The 18,725-nt window shown below is 49.2% G+C and carries 20 protein-coding genes and 1 riboswitch; of the genes, 16 read left to right on the plus strand and 4 right to left on the minus strand.

Translation table 11 applies throughout. The annotated features are described in order from the left end of the window. The first annotated feature begins 4 nt into the window (after positions 1-4). Positions 5-946, plus strand: a complete 942-nt coding sequence (glsA, locus tag KNO98_RS11885; protein WP_026826866.1) for a glutaminase A — start codon at positions 5-7, stop codon at positions 944-946. On the opposite strand, the gene KNO98_RS11890 is transcribed toward glsA, so the two are convergent. Beyond that, entirely contained in the window at positions 943-1,716 is a 774-nt protein-coding gene (locus KNO98_RS11890) for a CHAD domain-containing protein (RefSeq protein ID WP_214701026.1), read from the minus strand. The genes glsA and KNO98_RS11890 overlap by 4 nt on opposite strands. A 38-nt stretch (positions 1,717-1,754) precedes the next feature. Between KNO98_RS11890 and KNO98_RS11895 the strand changes: the two genes are divergently transcribed. The 4 genes from KNO98_RS11895 to KNO98_RS11910 all read left to right on the plus strand — a co-directional run bounded on the left by KNO98_RS11895 (position 1,755) and on the right by KNO98_RS11910 (position 6,394). Further along, positions 1,755-3,113: an MATE family efflux transporter gene (locus KNO98_RS11895; RefSeq protein ID WP_026826864.1), complete on the plus strand. Its 1,359-nt coding sequence runs from the start codon at positions 1,755-1,757 to the stop codon at positions 3,111-3,113. 117 nt (positions 3,114-3,230) lie between these two features. Then, the gene (gene nagA, locus KNO98_RS11900) at positions 3,231-4,379 is read left to right on the plus strand and encodes an N-acetylglucosamine-6-phosphate deacetylase (RefSeq protein ID WP_026826863.1); all 1,149 of its coding nucleotides are present in this window, start codon (positions 3,231-3,233) and stop codon (positions 4,377-4,379) included. After that, on the plus strand, positions 4,376-5,140 hold the full coding sequence (gene nagB / locus KNO98_RS11905; protein ID WP_026826862.1) for a glucosamine-6-phosphate deaminase: 765 nt from the start codon (positions 4,376-4,378) through the stop codon (positions 5,138-5,140). The genes nagA and nagB overlap by 4 nt, the downstream gene beginning before the upstream one ends. A 150-nt stretch (positions 5,141-5,290) precedes the next feature. Then, complete coding sequence (locus KNO98_RS11910; RefSeq protein ID WP_026826861.1) at positions 5,291-6,394, plus strand: LCP family protein; 1,104 nt, start codon at positions 5,291-5,293, stop codon at positions 6,392-6,394. A 28-nt stretch (positions 6,395-6,422) separates the two neighbouring features. Here KNO98_RS11910 and KNO98_RS11915 read toward each other — a convergent pair whose 3' ends face one another. Continuing rightward, positions 6,423-7,151, minus strand: a complete 729-nt coding sequence (locus tag KNO98_RS11915; protein WP_026826860.1) for a GntR family transcriptional regulator — start codon at positions 7,149-7,151, stop codon at positions 6,423-6,425. A gap of 99 nt (positions 7,152-7,250) precedes the next feature. Here KNO98_RS11915 and KNO98_RS11920 point away from each other — a divergent pair, with 99 nt between their 5' ends. From KNO98_RS11920 to KNO98_RS11975, 11 genes are all read left to right on the plus strand, one after another. Continuing rightward, positions 7,251-8,411, plus strand: a complete 1,161-nt coding sequence (locus KNO98_RS11920; RefSeq protein ID WP_214701027.1) for an alanyl-tRNA editing protein — start codon at positions 7,251-7,253, stop codon at positions 8,409-8,411. Beyond that, positions 8,405-8,833, plus strand: a complete 429-nt coding sequence (locus tag KNO98_RS11925; RefSeq protein WP_214701028.1) for a GNAT family N-acetyltransferase — start codon at positions 8,405-8,407, stop codon at positions 8,831-8,833. Before KNO98_RS11920 ends, KNO98_RS11925 begins: the two co-directional genes overlap by 7 nt. Positions 8,834-8,911: 78 nt before the next feature. After that, a riboswitch (Lysine riboswitch) is annotated at positions 8,912-9,091 on the plus strand. Between the two features lie 114 nt (positions 9,092-9,205). Further along, complete coding sequence (locus tag KNO98_RS11935; RefSeq protein WP_034771246.1) at positions 9,206-10,405, plus strand: aspartate kinase; 1,200 nt, start codon at positions 9,206-9,208, stop codon at positions 10,403-10,405. Between the two features lie 12 nt (positions 10,406-10,417). Further along, positions 10,418-11,413, plus strand: coding sequence for an aspartate-semialdehyde dehydrogenase (locus KNO98_RS11940; RefSeq protein WP_214701030.1), 996 nt, complete (start codon positions 10,418-10,420; stop codon positions 11,411-11,413). 12 nt (positions 11,414-11,425) lie between these two features. After that, entirely contained in the window at positions 11,426-12,307 is an 882-nt protein-coding gene (gene dapA / locus KNO98_RS11945; protein ID WP_214701031.1) for a 4-hydroxy-tetrahydrodipicolinate synthase, read from the plus strand. Further along, positions 12,304-13,053: a 4-hydroxy-tetrahydrodipicolinate reductase gene (dapB, locus tag KNO98_RS11950; RefSeq protein WP_214701032.1), complete on the plus strand. Its 750-nt coding sequence runs from the start codon at positions 12,304-12,306 to the stop codon at positions 13,051-13,053. Before dapA ends, dapB begins: the two co-directional genes overlap by 4 nt. Beyond that, entirely contained in the window at positions 13,031-13,738 is a 708-nt protein-coding gene (dapD, locus tag KNO98_RS11955; protein WP_214701033.1) for a 2,3,4,5-tetrahydropyridine-2,6-dicarboxylate N-acetyltransferase, read from the plus strand. The genes dapB and dapD overlap by 23 nt, the downstream gene beginning before the upstream one ends. 49 nt (positions 13,739-13,787) lie before the next feature. Beyond that, positions 13,788-14,714, plus strand: coding sequence for a branched-chain amino acid transaminase (locus KNO98_RS11960; RefSeq protein WP_026826852.1), 927 nt, complete (start codon positions 13,788-13,790; stop codon positions 14,712-14,714). A gap of 14 nt (positions 14,715-14,728) precedes the next feature. Then, positions 14,729-15,817: an alanine racemase gene (gene alr, locus KNO98_RS11965; protein ID WP_214701035.1), complete on the plus strand. Its 1,089-nt coding sequence runs from the start codon at positions 14,729-14,731 to the stop codon at positions 15,815-15,817. Further along, positions 15,787-17,079, plus strand: a complete 1,293-nt coding sequence (gene lysA / locus KNO98_RS11970; protein WP_214701036.1) for a diaminopimelate decarboxylase — start codon at positions 15,787-15,789, stop codon at positions 17,077-17,079. Before alr ends, lysA begins: the two co-directional genes overlap by 31 nt. 93 nt (positions 17,080-17,172) lie before the next feature. Then, a complete protein-coding gene (locus KNO98_RS11975; protein WP_214701037.1) occupies positions 17,173-17,727 on the plus strand; it encodes a nitroreductase family protein in 555 nt (184 codons plus the stop codon). A 102-nt stretch (positions 17,728-17,829) separates the two neighbouring features. On the opposite strand, the gene KNO98_RS11980 is transcribed toward KNO98_RS11975, so the two are convergent. Together KNO98_RS11980 and KNO98_RS11985 are read right to left on the minus strand one after the other, a co-directional pair. Continuing rightward, positions 17,830-18,015 carry a hypothetical protein gene (locus KNO98_RS11980; protein WP_214701038.1) on the minus strand — a complete coding sequence of 62 codons (186 nt, stop codon included), beginning with the start codon at positions 18,013-18,015 and terminating at the stop codon, positions 17,830-17,832. Positions 18,016-18,124: 109 nt separating this feature from the next. Continuing rightward, positions 18,125-18,661, minus strand: coding sequence for a gamma carbonic anhydrase family protein (locus tag KNO98_RS11985; RefSeq protein WP_214701039.1), 537 nt, complete (start codon positions 18,659-18,661; stop codon positions 18,125-18,127). Between the last annotated feature and the right edge of the window lie 64 nt (positions 18,662-18,725).

Here is an 18,725-nt window from a genome sequence, read left to right on the forward strand (position 1 = left end):
TTGAATGAATGTACTCGAACAACAGTTGAACCACTTGATCGATGAATGTCGTCCGTACACGGCTCAAGGGAAAGTAGCTGACTACATCCCTGAACTGGCGCATGTGAAAAACGATTTACTAGGGGTGGCGATTTGTTTGCCGGACGGGACGTATATTCATGCGGGGGACGTTCATCACAAGTTTACGATTCAAAGTGTCTCGAAAGCATTGACACTCTGTTATGTTTTAATGGAATTTGGAGAAGACTATGTGTTTTCGAAAGTCGGGATGGAGCCGACGGGAGATGCATTTAATTCGATTGCCAAGCTCGAGGAGACAGTTCCGTCTAAACCGTTGAACCCAATGATTAATGCAGGGGCGCTAGCGGTGACGAGTATGATTTTAGGGGAAACGGCTGACCTGAAAATTTATCAGTTCCGTCAATTTTTAGGGAGGCTGTTAAATCGACCGGTAGAGGATATTACGTACGATGAAAAAGTCGCCCGCTCTGAATACGAGACGACCGATTTGAATCGTGCACTCCTTTATTTCATGCGCCACCATGGAATTGTAGATGGTGAGGTAGATGAGATTATTGATGTCTATACGAAACAATGTGCCATCGAGATTGACTGCTTTGACTTGGCACGAATCGGACGTGTCTTTGCGGGGAACGGAGAAGACCCGAATACGGGCGAAGAATTAATTCCACGTCGGGTCGTTCGAATTGTCAAAGCGATTATGACAACATGTGGCATGTATGATGCATCGGGCGAGTTCGCTGTTCGAGTCGGTCTTCCCGGTAAGAGCGGAGTCTCGGGTGCGATTTTAGCAGTCGGTAACCATGAACTGGATTTGAGTAATGTCGGGTTTGGAATCTTTGGTCCGGCGCTTGATTCGAAAGGGAATTCAATCGCAGGTATGAAACTGTTAGAACTATTGATTGAACGGTATACCTCGCGCTAAATCGATAAATGTTCCACTGACGTGTCTAACTCTTCTTGTAACGTTTCGATTTTTGCATCATACACAGACTGCAAATCTTCAGGTGGCTTGAAAGTCCGCCAACGCTTTAACAGTTGGTCATGGTCGTTCATCTCACCGAGCTCAGTTTGCATCCTCTTTAACGTGCGGACGGTATCCATGGAGGCATCTGTTTCATAGTTCAACAAATACTCATGTAAATAACGTTCACGCTTGACGGCTAAACGAACTTTATGGAGTGCTTCAACTTGTTCATTTCTGTCCGGTTGCTCATGATAAATATGGATTCGTTGGTTACGTTCTTCTTTCGCCTTTTCTAACATTGGAGAGGCGTTCATTTTTTTAAACGCACGAAATAACAGCCCACCGATGAAACGGCGAATTTGTTGATCGAGCGAAGGCGTCATTTTTTCACTGACGCGTGTCGAGAGAATGGTTCGTTCGATGGCGCGTTGCTTCTCGACCACTTGAAGAAACAATGCATCGAGTTCATTCTGTGACTCAAAGTTTTCAATCAGTACATCGAGGTCTCGTACATGTCCGAGTACTTCCATCAACTGTTTGAGTTGCCGGAACGTCGCAGGTTTTGTCTCATAGATTTGCATGAACGTGATCAGCTTTCGTAAATGAACGCGGGCGCGATGAATGTCCTCCGAATTGGTGAAAGTGAGGGCCTCGGTCACGTAATGATTAAACGTATTCCACGTTTCTAACAGCTCAAATTTTAATTTTTCTGCATGCCGTTGATTCATGATATTATTTCCTTTCTGAAAAGAGATGAGGGTTGTCCATGTACCAAACACATTCATTAAACGAAAAAACAAAACTGTTCTTTACGATTTTCTTTCCAATCTTAGTCACGCAAGTGTCTTTTTATTTGATTAGCTTTTTTGATACCGTCATGTCTGGACGTGCCGGAGCGGTCGACTTGGCAGGTGTCGGTGTTGGTTCAAGTCTTTGGATGCCGGTCTACACCGGACTCAGTGGCATCCTATTGGCCGTGGCGCCAATCGTATCGCAAGCACTTGGTGCACGGGACCGACAACAGATTCAACGGACGCTGTTCCAAGGCATCTATCTAGCCGTCATACTAAGTGTCATCACGTTGACATTAGGCTCGTTCCTCGTGCCAATTGCAATCGAGGGAATGGGGCTCAGTACGGAAGGGAAGCGGATTGCAACCCAATACTTACTTGCTCTTGGTTTCGGTGTCTTGCCGATGTTTCTGTTCAACGTGCTTCGCACGCTCATGGATGCGCTCGGCAAGACGAGAGTTTCAATGATCCTCATACTATTAGGGTTACCCATTAATGTCGGATTAAATTACATCTTCATTTTCGGGAAACTTGGTGTTCCGGCATATGGCGGCGTCGGAGCGGGAATTGCCTCGAGCATCACCTACTGGTTGCTCTTTTTCATGGCCTTGTTCTTCGTGAGAAACGGGAAGCCGTTCCGAGAATACAAGTTTTTACGGACGACTGAGCGTATCGTCTGGCTCAGACAAAAAGAGTTATTGCAACTCGGGACACCAATCGGGCTAGCAATCTTCGCCGAGGTCAGCATCTTTGCAGCAGTCACGCTATTGCTCAGCTCATACGGTGACCAAATCGTCGCGGCACACCAAGCCGCCATTAACTTCGCTTCGTTCGTGTACATGCTCCCGTTGTCGGCATCGAGCGCGTTGACGATTGTCGTCGGATACGAACTCGGTGCGAAACGATTACAGGACGCCGTTCGATATGCGAAAATCGGAATTTCGCTTTGTCTAGGTGTCTCCATCTTCTCTGGTGCCTTGTTGTTTTGGCAAAACGAGCGGGTCGCAGCCATTTATACGAATGATCCGACGGTCGTGGACCTCGCTGCCCACTTCATGATTTTCGCCGTGTTCTTCCAGTTATCAGATGCAGTCGCGGCACCGATTCAAGGGATTTTACGAGGATTCAAGGACGTCAATATCACGTTGCTTCTCTCGCTCGTTGCCTATTGGGTCATCGGCTTACCTCTTGGTTATGTCTTGACGGAACATGCTGGGTTTGGTCCGGATGGGTATTGGATTGGCTTGATTGCCGGGCTCGCAGCCGGAGCGGTCTTATTATTTCTCCGACTCGTATGGATTGTTCGACGCTACGGGACGCTCGAATCGACGTAATGATGCAAAGGTTGTTCGCAATTGTGAACAATCTTTTTTTATTATAAATTGGTCTATACAACTATACTTTTATTAGTTATGATAACATGGAGGAAAACAAAAAGGAGTGGTGAACCGATGGCGACATTGATCAATGCTCGTATCGTGTCAGCGGAGCAAACATGGGAACGTGGATATATCAGATGGAATGGTCAAACGATTGATGAGGTTGGATCGATGGAACAGTTCGAACAACAGGATGAGCACGTGATTGATGTCGCGGGGGCGCTCGTGACACCAGGTTTGATCGATGTTCATATCCACGGGGGGTATGAAGTCGATACGATGGACGCGGATGAATCACGACTTCGTCGATTGAGTGAACACATGCTACAAGAAGGTGTCACTTCTTTTTTCGCGACGACAATCACACAATCAAAAGAGGCGATTGAGCATGCATTGACGGCAGTCCGAAACGTAATTGAAGCGCAGGATACGACACTCATCGGGATTCACTTGGAAGGTCCTTTCGTCAATGTGGAAATGGCTGGGGCACAACCGGCGGAATATATTATCGATCCGGATGCCGAGCAGTTTCGGAAGTGGCAAGAGCTTGCGGGTGGGCATATTCGCCTTGTCACGTATGCACCGGAACGGCCGGGTGCCCGTGCATTTGAAGCGGCACTTCGCGAATCAAGTACAATCGGTTCAGCCGGTCATACGAGCGCGACATTTGAAGAGAACAAACAGGCGGGCATCAAACACGGCACACACCTGTATAACCAAATGCGTGGATTGCATCACCGCGAACCAGGTACGGTCGGATATTGTCTATTAGAGAAAGGTGTCATCGCGGAAATTATTCCGGACGGCATTCACAGCCGTCCAGAGATGGTTGACTTTGCGTTCCGTTTAAAAGGACCAGATGAACTCGTCGTCATCACGGATGCGATGCGAGCGAAGGGACTTCCGGACGGACAGTATGAACTCGGCGGTCAACCGGTCAAAGTCGAGGATGGGGCTGCGCGACTTCAAGCCGGGAATCTTGCGGGCAGTGTGTTGACGATGGATGCTGCATTCCGAAACATTCAGGCATATACGGGATGTACAGTGGAAGAGGCGGTCAAAATGACCGCGACGAATGCAGCTAAGGAATTTGGATTGACGACAAAAGGGGACATCAAATCGGGGTTTGATGCAGACCTAGTCGTATGGAATCGCGCGACACATGTTCAGATGACTTTTGTCAAAGGTAAGATCGTATATGAACGGGAGGAACAAGGATGAACGTACTAGTCGCAAAGACGGCGAACGATGCGGAAAGAATCGCCTACACGCTAATTAAAGAACGGATTTCAGGGAAACATGACTTCGTACTCGGTCTCGCAACGGGTAGCACACCAGTCGGGATGTATCAGATGTTTAAGCAGGACGCGCTCGATTGTAGCCACGTGACGAGCGTCAATTTGGATGAATATATCGGACTATCACCCGAACATCCTCAAAGCTACAATCGCTTTATGAAAGATCGCCTCTTTGATGAAGTGCCATTCAAACAAAGTCATCTTCCAAAAGGTGATGCGTCGGACCCAGAAGCGGAGGCGGCGCGCTATGAAGGGCTCGTCCGAACGCTCGGTGTCGACTTACAACTTCTCGGGATTGGCGAGAATGGACACATCGCATTCAATGAACCGGGGACGGCACTCGATGCCAAGACACACGTGACCGAGCTCACGGAATCGACCCGTGAAGCCAATCGTCGCTTTTTTGACCGCCTTGAAGACGTACCGACTCATGCGATCACGATGGGACTCGACACGATTATGAATGCCCGTGAAATCGTCCTTGTGGCTATAGGTGAGCGGAAGGCGGAAGCGGTACAGCACATGATTGAAAGTGTTCCGACAGTCGACTGGCCGGCCACAATCCTTCAAGCGCATCCAGGTGTGACAGTCGTACTCGACGAAGCGGCGGCATCGCGCTGCGCAGATGCTCTTCAAGCCCGTGGACGAGAAGCAGCAACACGATTTTTCACCATTCGGGATTAACGAACCTGCGGAATCATCTCCGCGGGTTTTTCTGTGTTCAACTGTGGGAAAGTGTAAAGAAATGAATTTGTCATCAAAACGTTTTCGACAAATTTGACACTTTCCTCTATAATGAGTGAAGCTCATTATTTTGACTCGAAGGAGACCGCGATGAATTCTAGAACACATACTCGTAGACAGCGAAAAGGTCCGTCTGCGTTTTATAAGATATTTAGTGCCCTTGTGCTGATTGCGATTATTGCTGGATCTAGCATTTACGGTACAGCGTTTTATAAAGCTCACAATATGTTGTCCGGCACCCAAGTCACGCTAGAGGACGACCCGACAGTCGAACCGACTCGTTTTGACAAAGAAGATACGGAGTCGTTCTTGATTTTAGGGACAGACCTTTCGCCACAAAAGAAAGCACGTGGAGAATTCGGACGCTCGGACGTTATGATTGTTGTTATCTTGAACAAGAAAGAAAAACAGACGACGATGCTCAGCGTTCCGCGCGATTCGTATGTCAATATCGACTACACGGGCTACAACATCCCTTATGGAAAGACGGGACTTGACCAAGATAAGATTACACACGCCTATTACTTTGGTTCGATGGATGAAACGAATCCAAATAATGGGATGCGGATGGCGACGAATACGATTGAAGATTTGGTCGGCGTAGAAATCGATCATGTCGTTTCGTTAAACTTCCAAGGGTTTGTCGATTTCATTGATGCCGTAGGTGGCGTTGAAATTGATGTCCCGTTCTCTTCACAACAAAACAGCTATGATGCATCACGTGAAACGGTCCAAATCGAACAGGGACTTCAACAGCTTTCTGGCGAAGAGGCACTTGCCTATGTCCGAAACCGATATGACGATCCCCGTGGAGACATTGGGCGTGGACAACGTCAAATGGAAGTAATCAATGCCGTGCTCGAACAATCACTCGGCACTTCACTCCTTAACAACTATGATAAGGTCCTGAAAGCCGTTGGGGACAATATGCAGACAACGCTTGGACCAAATGACTATATGCGTTTGATTGAAGATGTCGGGGCACTGCACGATACGGTACAATATCAACTGACAGGTGAAGGTGCCCGAGCAGATGACGGTCACTTCTACTATTTCTTGAATGAGCCGCTTCTTGAAGAAGTGCGTTATCGCGTGCAACAAGCGGATGCGGGTAACCGTGTCGAGCCGATGTCAGATACAGAACTTGAGTCTTACACGTTAGACCCGAACGGGGTAACGTACGAAGCTCAATGAAAAAAGTTTGCCTTCGGGCAAACTTTTTTTATATGCGATCCATGGCGACGGTCAAAGAGTACGAGTCTCCACGGAAAAGGGAACGACTATATTCAAACATGCCGCCATCATCGAGATACGTTCGCTGGTCAATCAACAGTACCGGAGCGTTCGGAGAGATAGTGAGGAGCTTGGCTTCTTCAGGACCGGCGCTTCGAGCTTCGAGTGTCTGCGTGGCATTCTTCAGACGTAGTCCACGTTGTTCGGCGTACGCATAAATAGAGCCCGTGGCGTCATCTTGCGTCAGATCCGGCAATAAATGGACTGGGATATAGGCTGTTTCGAGCGCAAGCGGATTGTCATCTGCGAGTCGTAGCCGCTTCATTTCATAAACAGGTGTCTGATTTGGGATGCTCAGTTGCTGGGCGATGAGATCCGTTGCCGGAATGACCTCGTACGATAAGAGACGACTGAGCGGGCGCATGCCTCGATGTTTGATTTCTTCAGAAAAACTCGTCAGTCCGGATAATGTCATCGCAATCTTTTGACTCGCGACAAAGGTGCCCCGTCCTTTTTGACGGCTCAAATAACCGGCGTTGACGAGATTCATAATCGCTTGACGAATTGTCATTCGACTGACATGAAATTGCTCGGAAAATTCACGCTCTGAAGGCAGGGTGTCTCCTGGTTTTAACAATCCGTCATCAATTTGTTGCTTTAAGTACGCTTCAATTTGATAATAAATAGGTAACGGAGATTGTTTATCAATTTCTAACATATCATTTCGCTCCTGACTGAGAAGGTGTATGTTTCATTATAGACGAAATTAAACTAGTTGTCTGAACAGATTTTTTAAAGAGAAAAGGTGGAGGGGAAGATGAATCAACACACATTGGAAACAGTCGTAACTGCGGTCAAAATGGATCAATCAGGTTATTGGCATACACTTGAGAACAGTCCGTTTTATGCAGAAGGCGGTGGACAGCCAGCCGATCGGGGATGGATTGGATCACATGAAGTATTAGATATACAACTCATTGAAGGCGAGGTTCGGCACCTCTTGCACGAGTCCTTACCGATTGGTACAACGGTAGAGGCTCGAATCGATGAAGATGTGAGACGTGATCATTCGATTCAACATACTGCTCAACATCTTTTAACGGCAATCTTAGAGGACCGTCACGGCATTCGCACGCTCAGCTTTGGAATCGGGTCAGCCGACTCGTCCATTGAGATTGAAACGACAACGATGGACTGGTCACAAATTAACGCACTTGAGCATGAGTTGCAACAACTGGTCTACGAGAACCGTCCGATTCATGTGTATGAGATACCGGAGGAAGAAGTGGATCGAACGCGTTTACGGAAGGCGACCGATCGCATGGGGATGATTCGCATCGTAGAAATCGAAGGGATTGACTACAATGCATGCGGCGGCACCCACGTGGGGACAACCGGACAACTCGGTACGATTCACGTGACGGCAATGAAGAAAGTCAGAGGGAATATTCGCTTGACGTATGTGGCCGGAAATCGGGCGATCGAGGCAATCCAACAAGCGCGAGAAGCGTTACGTTCGATTCACCATACATTCTCGACAACGAATGAATCCGTGGCAGAGCGTGTGATTGAAGAACATACGATTCGTCTAGAACGTGAAAAAGAGATTAAGACGCTAGAAGAACGGATTGCGAAAGCGAAAGTAGAGGCAGTGTTGAAAGAAGATAACTATGTAGCGTTACATGTGGGGCGGACCGAAGCTGAAACGTTGACGACCGCCATCATCGAACGGATTGCCGCGACGGGACGAATTGCGGTTGGAGCCAACTATGGCACGCAGAAATTGTTTGTCATGCATGATGGGACGCATGATATCGCCGTCGGTAAATTCTTGAAAACCGCCCTTCAAGAGATGCAGATTGGTCGTGGCGGCGGAAACCATAAGCAGGCACAAGCACGATTCACATCCGTGTCTGAGCTGGAGCGAGGGATGGAAGAAATCGTGAAACGATTGCAGGAAGGGGTGCTTTCATGTTGACGATTCAAAGTGGGCAAGAAGCTCATTTGATTCAACAGGCGAGACAAGTGAGAGAAGTTGTATTCATTCAGGAACAAGGAATTGATGCGAGTTTAGAATATGACGACTTAGACGATGTGTGTACACATGTGGTCGGTCTCCTTGACTCGGAGCCTGTGACGACGGCACGCCTTCGTCCCATCGATTCGAACATCGGAAAAGTAGAACGGGTGGCGACAATCCAGTCGGCACGGGGACATGGATATGGGAAAGATGTCATGAACGAAGTCGAACGTGTGGCAAAACATCGAGGGTTGGGTGAATTACGATTAGGCGCACAACTGACGGCGCTTCCGTTTTATGAAAAACTCGGGTACGAGGCATTCGGAGACGAGTTTTTGGATGCGGATATTCCGCATCGTATGATGAAGAAAACGTGGTAACTCTTTTTTTGAAATATCCCATTTTTCTAAAAAAAGGTTGGCAAGAAGATTTCGTTTTGTTATAACTAATACTAACAACTGACAGATAGAGGTTGCGAATGACATGAGTAAGCTTGGTTGAAACGGACGCATTCCGGACCGGGCCGAAAGGGGAAATTCGCCGAAGTCGACGTTCACGTGCGTGTGAACGAAGGCTGGGGTAGTCGTGAACAACGCCTACACTGCCATGGTCAACTACCATGGAGCGCTATCTACGGAACGATTCTTTAATCGTTTTTCAACTGCGCGTACAAGCGGCAGACCGTAGGGAGAGTGCTTCCTACCGGTCTGCCGCTTTTTCTGTTGGTGCACATCTTGAAAGTGGGGAACTTGATGACAACCGTACTGAAATTTGGTGGCAGCTCTGTTGCCACAATCGAACAAATACAAGCCATTTCAGATTATTTACAGACACGTGTGGCGACCGGAGAGAAGTTGGTCGTCGTCGTGTCGGCGATGGGCAAGACGACGGACTCACTCCTGTCACTCGCCAAACAAATCACCGACCGTCCGATGATTCGAGAACTCGACCGTCTACTCGCCGTCGGTGAAGAACAGACAATCAGTTTACTCAGTATCGCCTTGAACTCGAGGGGCGTGCCGGCCATCTCTCTCACCGGGCAACAAGCCGGGATCGATACGATGGGTATTCATACGAAGAGCAAAATCAAAGCGATTCGAAAAGAAGTGTTGCACGAGAAGTTGCGTCAATACGATGTCTTGATCGTCGCTGGATTCCAAGGCGTGAATGAAGCGGGTGACGTCACGACGCTCGGACGCGGCGGTTCGGACACGACGGCAGTCGCACTCGCAGCCGTACTCAGTCAACGCTGTGAAATATATACGGACGTGGCTGGTGTATATACGACAGACCCACGGATTCACCCGGCGGCGAAACGTCTAGACACCGTTTCATACGACGAGATGATGGAGATGAGTGCACTCGGCTCCAAAGTGATGGAAATGCGAAGCGTCGAGCTCGCAAAAAAATATGATGTCAATATTTTTGTCGGAAAGACGCTGTCGAGCGAAGGAGGAACATGGATCATGGATACGACGCAAGCAATGGAACAGAAAGCGGTCACGAGTGTGAGTGTCGTTAAGAACGTACTCAGTGTCTCAATCAAACATATCCCCCATACAGCAGCCGGGGTCGCGGACATCTTTGAACGATTGTCAGAACGTCATGTCAATATCGATATGATTTCGCAGACAGCGTTTGACGGGGAAGTGTTCCTATCATTCACATGTCCGCTAGATGAGGAAGCGTTTTTAGAAGAGGCACTCGCAGAGTTGACGGCGACCTTGTCGCAAATCAAAATCGATCGTCACACGGAACATGCAAAAATTTCTGTCGTCGGAATCGGTATGCGAGACGCGACAGGCGTCGCATCAGAGCTCTTTGCGACATTCCGCGAGATGGGGATTCCATTCTATCAAGTCACGACATCTGAAATCAGTATTTCCTATACGATTCAAGATCAAGACGTTGAAGCGGCAGTCGCAGCCATTGCGGCCCGATTCAACTTATAAGGGGGTAGCACGATGTATAATGTAGCGGTCGTCGGTGCAACAGGTGCCGTCGGACAAAAAATGATTGACGTCTTAACAGAATATGAATTTCCAATCAGCGAACTGAGACTCTATGCTTCAGCCCGTTCAGCAGGGAAAACGGTCGAAGTGAACGGGCAACCGGTCGTGATTCGCGAATTGACCGATGCGATTTATGCAGATCCGATCGATATCGCACTCTTCTCTGCTGGTGGGAGCATCAGTGAGCAATATGCCCCGCGATTGAGTGAGCAAGGGGTCATCGTCATCGACAACTCAAGCGCATTTCGAATGCAAGAAGGAATTCCACTCATCGTACCGGAAGTGAATCGGGTCGAACTCAGTCCGGAGAAGACGCTCATTGCAAATCCGAATTGTTCAACGATTCAATCGGTCGTCGCGCTCGCGCCTCTATCGGAAGTATACGGACTGACACGGGTTGCGTACACATCCTATCAAGCGGTATCGGGATCGGGTCAAAAAGGAATCGATGACCTCGAACACGGTGCGCGTGGAGAGGCGCCGACGAATTATCCGTATCCGATTTATGATAACGTCTTGCCGCACATCGATGTGTTCTTAGAGAATGGTTACACGAAAGAAGAACAAAAAATGATTGAGGAGACGCGCAAAATTTTGAACGCGCCGAACCTCGGTGTGACGGCCACTTGTGTCCGGGTGCCGGTACGAAATAGTCACGCGGTCTCGATCACGGTGTCGCTCGAGCGGGATGCGACAGTCGCAGAAGTAAAAGCCGTCCTCGCCGATGCGCCTGGTGTCGTGTTAATGGACAATCCATCCGAACTGGCCTATCCGACACCACTTGATGCGAATGGGACGGATGAGGTGTATGTCGGACGAATTCGCCGAGACGACTCGCAGTCGAATACCTTCCATCTGTGGTGCGTCGCGGATAACGTTCGAAAAGGGGCGGCGGCGAATGCCGTTCAAATCGCACAATGTATGATTGGTCAAACAGCGACGAAATAAGGAGGAGATGACATGTTCACAGGAGTGGCAACAGCGCTCGCGACCCCATTTCAAGAAAATGGGCAGTTGAATCTAGAGGCATGGGTAGCATTGATTGAAGAGCAAATTCAGGAAGGTGTGAGTGGTCTTGTCATCGGCGGGACGACCGGCGAAGGGATGACGCTCACAGACGCAGAGTTTGAGACGTTGCTCGTTCGAGCGGTCGAGGTCGCGAACGGTCGAGCGTTGATTATCGCAGGAACCGGGTCAAACAATACAGCTGTCAGTATCGAAAAAACAAAACGGGCAGCAGAACTTGGAGCGGAGATGGCGATGGTCGTCACACCGTACTACAACAAGTCGACACAGGCTGGGCTGATTGCACATTTCACCGCGATCGCGGATGCGTCACCCATTCCGCTCATGCTCTATAACGTTCCGTCACGGACTGGCGTCGCGTTGGCGCCTGAAACGGTCGGAGAACTCGCAGAACATCCACGCATCACGGCCTTAAAAGAAGCGAGCGGGGATATCTCGGTCATGGCGCAGATGATGGCTCACATTCCAGAAGGATTCACCGTTTACTGTGGAAATGACGATCAAATTTTGCCATATATGGCTTGGGGAGCACAAGGGGTCGTTTCGGTTTTATCAAACGTTTACCCAGGTGCGACGGTCGCACTAGCTGAAACTCTCTTGGCAGGTGATCTAGAGACGGCCCGCGCATGGCAACTTCGCTTGCTCCCTGTCATCGATGAGCTGTTCGCAGAAGTGAATCCGATTCCGGTGAAGGCGGCTCTTCAAGCGAGAGGGTTCGCATTTGGTGATCCACGCCTACCGCTCGTCCCGATGAGCGCGACGGCTGAAGCGAAGTTGCTGTCAGCAATGGAACAATTCAATGAGGTGAGACAATGAATGTTCTCATCCACGGATTTGGTGCGATGGGGCGGATTGTCGAAGAAGTCGCTCATGCGCAAGGTGTAAACGTCTCGGCAATCGTCTCACCGGGAAGTGGCGAACATGTTGCATCACTGAACGAGGTGGACGCCCCGGTCGATGTCGTGATCGATTTTTCGAATCCGGCACTTCTCCCTGACTTGCTCACGTTCGGGCGGGCACGCAATATTCCGCTCGTCATCGCGACGACCGGCTTCACACAGGAAGAATTGGCCGACATCGAGACGGCTTCACAAGACATCCCAATCTTTCAGTCGTATAACACGTCTTACGGGATTGCACTCTTGAAACAGTTACTCGACCAACTCGTCCCTCTTACGCTCGGTTATGACATCGAAGTGATCGAGGCACACCACCGGAAAAAAGTCGATGCCCCGAGCGGTACGGCAGAATTACTGGCCCGTGCCATCGAAGCGAAGCGTGAGGTGACACCGATTTACGAGCGAACGTCACGGCGTGAAGCGCGTGGAACTGAGGAGTTGGGCATGCATTCCATCCGTGGTGGCACGATTTTCGGTGAGCATGCTGTGCTCTTCGCCGGAGATGATGAAATGATTGAATTGAAACATACCGCGTTATCCAAACGCGTCTTTGCAAACGGAGCCCTTGCCGCTGCGGCAACGATCATCGATCGCCCGGCAGGACTATATAATCTATCGAACTTATACGAGGAGGCTACTCATGTTACTCACAAACGCTTATGAAATCGCACAATATATTAAAGATGCTAAAAAGGAAACACCAGTAAAGCTTTACGTCAACGGTCAATTGGCGGGGCTTGAAATCGAGGAAGCAAAAGCATTTGGAACAGATGAATCGAAACTGTTCTTGACGACGGCAGAACGCGCGGCCACGTTCTTAGAAGCCAATGCGTCGGTCATCACGGATTCACATCTTGAATACGACCGTCGCAACAGTGCCGTACCGATGCTCGATACGACACAGATCAATGCGCGAATCGAACCAGGTTCGTTCATCCGAGACCACGTCCAAATCGGGAACAACGCGGTCGTCATGATGGGAGCTGTCGTCAACATTGGAGCTGTCATTGGAGATGGTTCGATGGTCGACATGAATGCTGTCATCGGGGCACGCGGAACGCTCGGGAAAAACGTTCACCTTGGCGCGGGTGCCGTGGTCGCTGGTGTCCTTGAGCCACCTTCAAAAGATCCGGTCATCATCGAAGATGGCGTCATGGTCGGAGCGAACGCGGTCATCTTGGAAGGGGTTCGTGTTGGTGAAAATGCGGTTGTCGCGGCAGGCAGTGTCGTCACACAAGACGTCCCTCCAGGTGTCGTCGTTGCGGGAACACCAGCACGAATCATCAAACAGAAAGATGAAAAAACTTCTGAAAAAACGCAACTTGTTGATGACTTACGCTCTCTCTAACGTATAATAGACAGAAAATATAAACAACGAGGAATGGGAGAGTTTTATTATGGAACAGTATGGACAATGGATGTGGAAAGACGGGGCTTGGATTGAGCCGACTGACGCAAACACGAGTATCATGACACACGCGATTCACTACGGAAGTGGGTTCTTTGAAGGGATTCGTGCCTACCATACGGAGGAAGGCCCCGCCATCTTCCGATTGCGTGAGCACTTGGAGCGACTCGTTCGCTCGTGTGCATACTACCACGTCACACTACCGTATACGGTGGATGAGCTCGAACAAGCGACGATGGAATTGATTGAACGAAACGGATTTGAAGCATGTTACATCCGTCCGTTCGTCTTCCTTGGAACACCATGGCAAGCACTTATGCCGACGACGGAGACGAAGGTACATGTTGCCATCTCGTGTTGGCCGCTCGGCGAATATTTCAGCAAGACAGTCGGGATTCGGGCAAAAGTGGCCTCGTATCGCCGCGTGTCTTCTACAATGATGCCGATGCAAGCGAAGGCGGCATCAAACTATATGAACTCACAACTATTAAAAGGAGAGGCGCTTCGTGATGGATTTGATGAAGCGATCGCCCTCGATATGAATGGGAACGTCAGTGAGGCGAGTGTCGCGAACATCTTCCTCGTCAAAGGGAAGACGATCACGACACCATCACTCGACTGTTCTGTATTAGATGGCATCACACGCCAAACGGTCATGCAACTTGCGCGAGAAGCAGGTTATGAAGTCGTGGAGCGCCATATCGGACGCGACGAACTGTACGTGGTCGATGAGATTTTCTTGACAGGAACAGCGGCCGAGGTGACGAGCGTCATCGAAGTCGACCATATCTCGATCGGTAGCGGCGTCCAGACGGTCGCGACAGAAATGTTGTCACGCTATCGTGAGGCCGTGACAGGACAACTTCCAGAACACCGCGACTGGATCACGTTCGTTAAATCAGCAGTGAAAGAGTAAAGGGGTTTTACAGTATGGGAGTCACAATTGACTTGAGTGCCATTCGCAAAAACAAACGTCGGATTGAAACGCTAGGACGCCCTGTGTTTGCGGTCGTGAAAAACAATGCCTATAACCTAGGAATGGAGCCAGTTGTGACGACTTTGTACGATGAAGGGGTCCGTCATTTCATGGTGACCACGCTCGAAGAAGCGATTGAAGTACGAACGCATGCGGAAAAGGCTCGTGTCCTCGTCATGAACCCGGTATATACGTGGCAACACGTGCATGCCCATGACTTTGATGTTGCTATCGGGTCGTATGAATGGCTCGTCTCACAGCGGGAGCATCTCGATGGTGTTCGCCTACATCTAAAACTTGATGTCGGCATGAATCGATTCGGTGCCAAAACGTTTGAAGAAGCGCTACAAATCGTCGCCTTCTGTCAAAATGAAGGGCTGGACCTTGTCGGATTATGTACACATTTCCCGCTTGCGGATGCAGATAACGCGGAAGTCGAGCATAGTGTGCAAGTCGAACGTTTTGCCGACTGGTCGACGCGTTTGATGGAACGTCATACGTTTGAATTGATTCATGCGGCAAATAGTGCGGCCACGCTTCAAGATGATTCACGTCTGCATCATTGCACACATGTGCGTGTCGGGATCTTCTTATACGGCTATTCTTCGGTCGAGCCGGTCGAATGGTTAGTTCCTGCTTTTCACTGGGAGACGGAAGTGGTCGCGGTCCATGACATTGAAGCGGGGGCTCATGTCGGATATGGGACGGGATACACGGCCGAAACGAAGGAACGAATCGCCGTTCTTCCGGTCGGGTACGGGGATGGGTTGATGCGGGCGAGACGTCATTTACCCGTTCACATTGACGGGAAAGCTTATCCGTTCGTCAGTAACATTTTTATGAGCCATAGCTTCATCAAAGTCGGCGAGGATGTGCACATCGGCGACCAGGTCACGTTGTACGGTATAGAAACAAAAATCGATGATGTGACACGTATTGGCTACGCCAACAACTCAGAACAGCTCTGTGCCCGTTCGTGGCGCATTCCACATCGCTTTGAAGGAGGAATTGTATGTACACCACCAATCAATCAGAATGTTTGATCGAAGGTGTGTCCGTCCGTGAACTTCAAGCGACGTACGGGACACCTTTATACATCATGAGTGAAGGAGAACTAGAGCGTCGCCTCGGGATTGTTCAGGATACGTTTTTAGACAAGTATCCGAACACGTATGCGTTATACGCGTCAAAAGCGTTATCGATTGCGGCCGTTTATGAAAAAATAATGGCGGCAGGAATGAGCATCGACGTCGTCTCAAGGGGTGAGATGTACGTGGCACTGCATGCCGGTGTACCGGCGGAGCGCATTCACGTCCACGGGTCGAACAAGACGATTCTTGACATCACATACGCGCTCGAACAAGGGATTACACACTTTACCATCGACAATATGCGTGAAATTAGCCTCTTGTCAGGACTTGCGGCTGAATATAATCGTGAAGTCGATGTGCTTCTCCGCATCGTGCCTCAAGTCGTTGGAGGTGCCCATGCGGCGATTCAAACGGGGGGGGTTGATACAAAATTTGGTTTCCCGACGCATGACGACACGTATTTGGACGCTGTTCGTGCGACGTTAGAAGCCGAGCATTTACAGTTGAAGGGAATCCATTGTCACGTCGGCTCTCAAATTCAAGATCCGACTCTCTTTACCAACACGGTGAAGACGATGGTCCGGTTCATGGATAACATTCGTCAGGAAACCGGGTATACGACGGACGTCTTGAACATCGGTGGGGGATTCGGCGTCGCTTACTTGGATGAAGACGAATATCTCGATTTTGCCCGGACGATGGAGCAAGTCATGGAGACATTGGTTGAAGAAGTGAGCGCTCGCGAGCTCCCACTTCCGAAAGTCGGAATTGAGCCAGGGCGTTGGCTCGTCGCCAATGCAGGTGCCACGCTTTATGAAGTGGGGACCGTCAAAGAAGTGAGCGGTGTTCGTACATTTGTGTCCGTCGATGGCGGGATGACGGATAATATCCGTCCGGCATTGTATGACGCGGAGTACGAAGTCGTGGCAGCGACACGAATGAATGAAGAGAAGACGCTCGAGGCAAAAATTGTCGGAGCGTGCTGCGAATCGGGAGATATCATCTCGAACCGCTCGTTGATTCCTTCTGTCACGCCGGGTGATTTGCTACTCGTCAAGGCAACGGGGGCGTATAACTTCTCGATGGCGAGCAACTATAACCAGATGCTTCGTCCCGCTGTTGTCTTCGTGAAGGACGGGACACATCGCCTCGTCGTCCGTCGCCAAACGTTTGAAGACTTGGTGGCATGTGAAGTCATTGGACAATCGACGTAAGACTGCAGAGCAATCTGTAGTCTTTTTTGATTTTGAAACGAGAACGTTTTTCAATTATGATAGAGAAGAGAAAAAAAGGGGGAAGTGACGGTCATGACAAGGACAGTAGCACAAAAGTTAATTGAAGAAAGACGTACGGTCCGTATGTTCAGAGAAGAACCCATTGATACGAAAGTGCTCTATGAAGTGTTGCAATCGGCACATCATGCACCATTTCACAATAAAGTCGAACCATGGAACGTGTATGTGTTCAACGGGGACGGGAAACAGGTATTACTCGATGCGCTCGAACCAGCCTTCTCGGAGGCGTCAGAAGGGCAACGTGAAAAGGTGACCGGGCGTATTTTAAATGCGGCAACCTGTATGTATGTGACGGCAAAGCGATTTGAGACGGACAGAGGGAATCGTGATGCGTTGCTCGCGACGGCGACGTTTATTCAAAATATCCAACTCTTGTTTAGTGAACGTGAAATCGGGATGGTGTGGCGGACAGGTGGACTATTTGACGATGCACGGTTGAAAGAGATGATTGGAGCGGAAGGGGAAACCTTTATCGGTTTACTTCAAATCGGTAAATATGATGTCGAGGATATCCCTTCACCAAAAGCGCGACAACCGATTGACTCACATCTCATCATGTTCGAATAAAAAAGCGAGCGAGGGGATGGCCCTTCGCTCGCTTGATCTATATATTGGTCATTTATCGCTTCAATTTAGTTGCGAGCCAATCTTGAATCACAGGTGTTGGAATCATCCAGTCGTTCCTCCGTTTTTAGAATCTTCTTCTCTACTATTATCCAAATGCATACGTTCCCAAACCTCACGATGCGCACCGTGAAGAGTGTCATCGAAAGAATCATCGATATGAAGGCCATAACTCGGATCGATGGATGAGGCGTACAGGTCTAGCATGAGTTGATCATGGTTCGGATACATAGAGTGGGCTCCTTTCAATACGTCAGCTTGGCTACAACTTCAGTATACAAAGGAACTATGTAGAAAATTCGAGAGAAACGTTAACATTTTATGAATCTTGTAAACGCTTTCATGAATTAGGTGTCTCACATAGTGGGATACACGACAGTTTATATTGTTCAGCGCGTTTCGCATACTTCTTTACCGTTCTTTCCATAACAAAACGGTCTTCATCGTTCAACGGACGGACGACTTTTGCGGGAACACCCATCACCATCACCCCTTCAGGAATTTGCATGTTCGGCGTGACGAGCGCACCGGCTGCAACGAACGATCCTTTTCCGACCTTCGCTCCGTCGAGTACGGTGGCATGCATACCGATTAGGCAATTTTCTTCGATCTCACAACCGTGAATCATCGCCATATGACCGATTGAGACACGGTCATGGATGATAGTCGGTGAGCCTTCATATTGATGGATCATCGAACCATCCTGGATGTTGACGTAAGAACCAATTTGAATAGGCCCTTCGTCTCCTCGAATGACGGTATTGAACCAGACTCCCGAGTGAGCCCCAATCGTCACGTCACCAATCACATGTGCTCCCGGTGCAACATAAGCCGTCGGATCGACTTGAGGTATCAGTTTTTCTAATTTATATTGCATCTTTGTAACCCCTTTCAGATAAATATGTTATCATTGTCGCACAACTTGAAAAAGAAATTGCAAC

Source organism: Exiguobacterium sp. s57 (genome assembly GCF_018617685.1).
In the GTDB taxonomy this organism is placed as follows: domain Bacteria; phylum Bacillota; class Bacilli; order Exiguobacteriales; family Exiguobacteriaceae; genus Exiguobacterium; species Exiguobacterium marinum.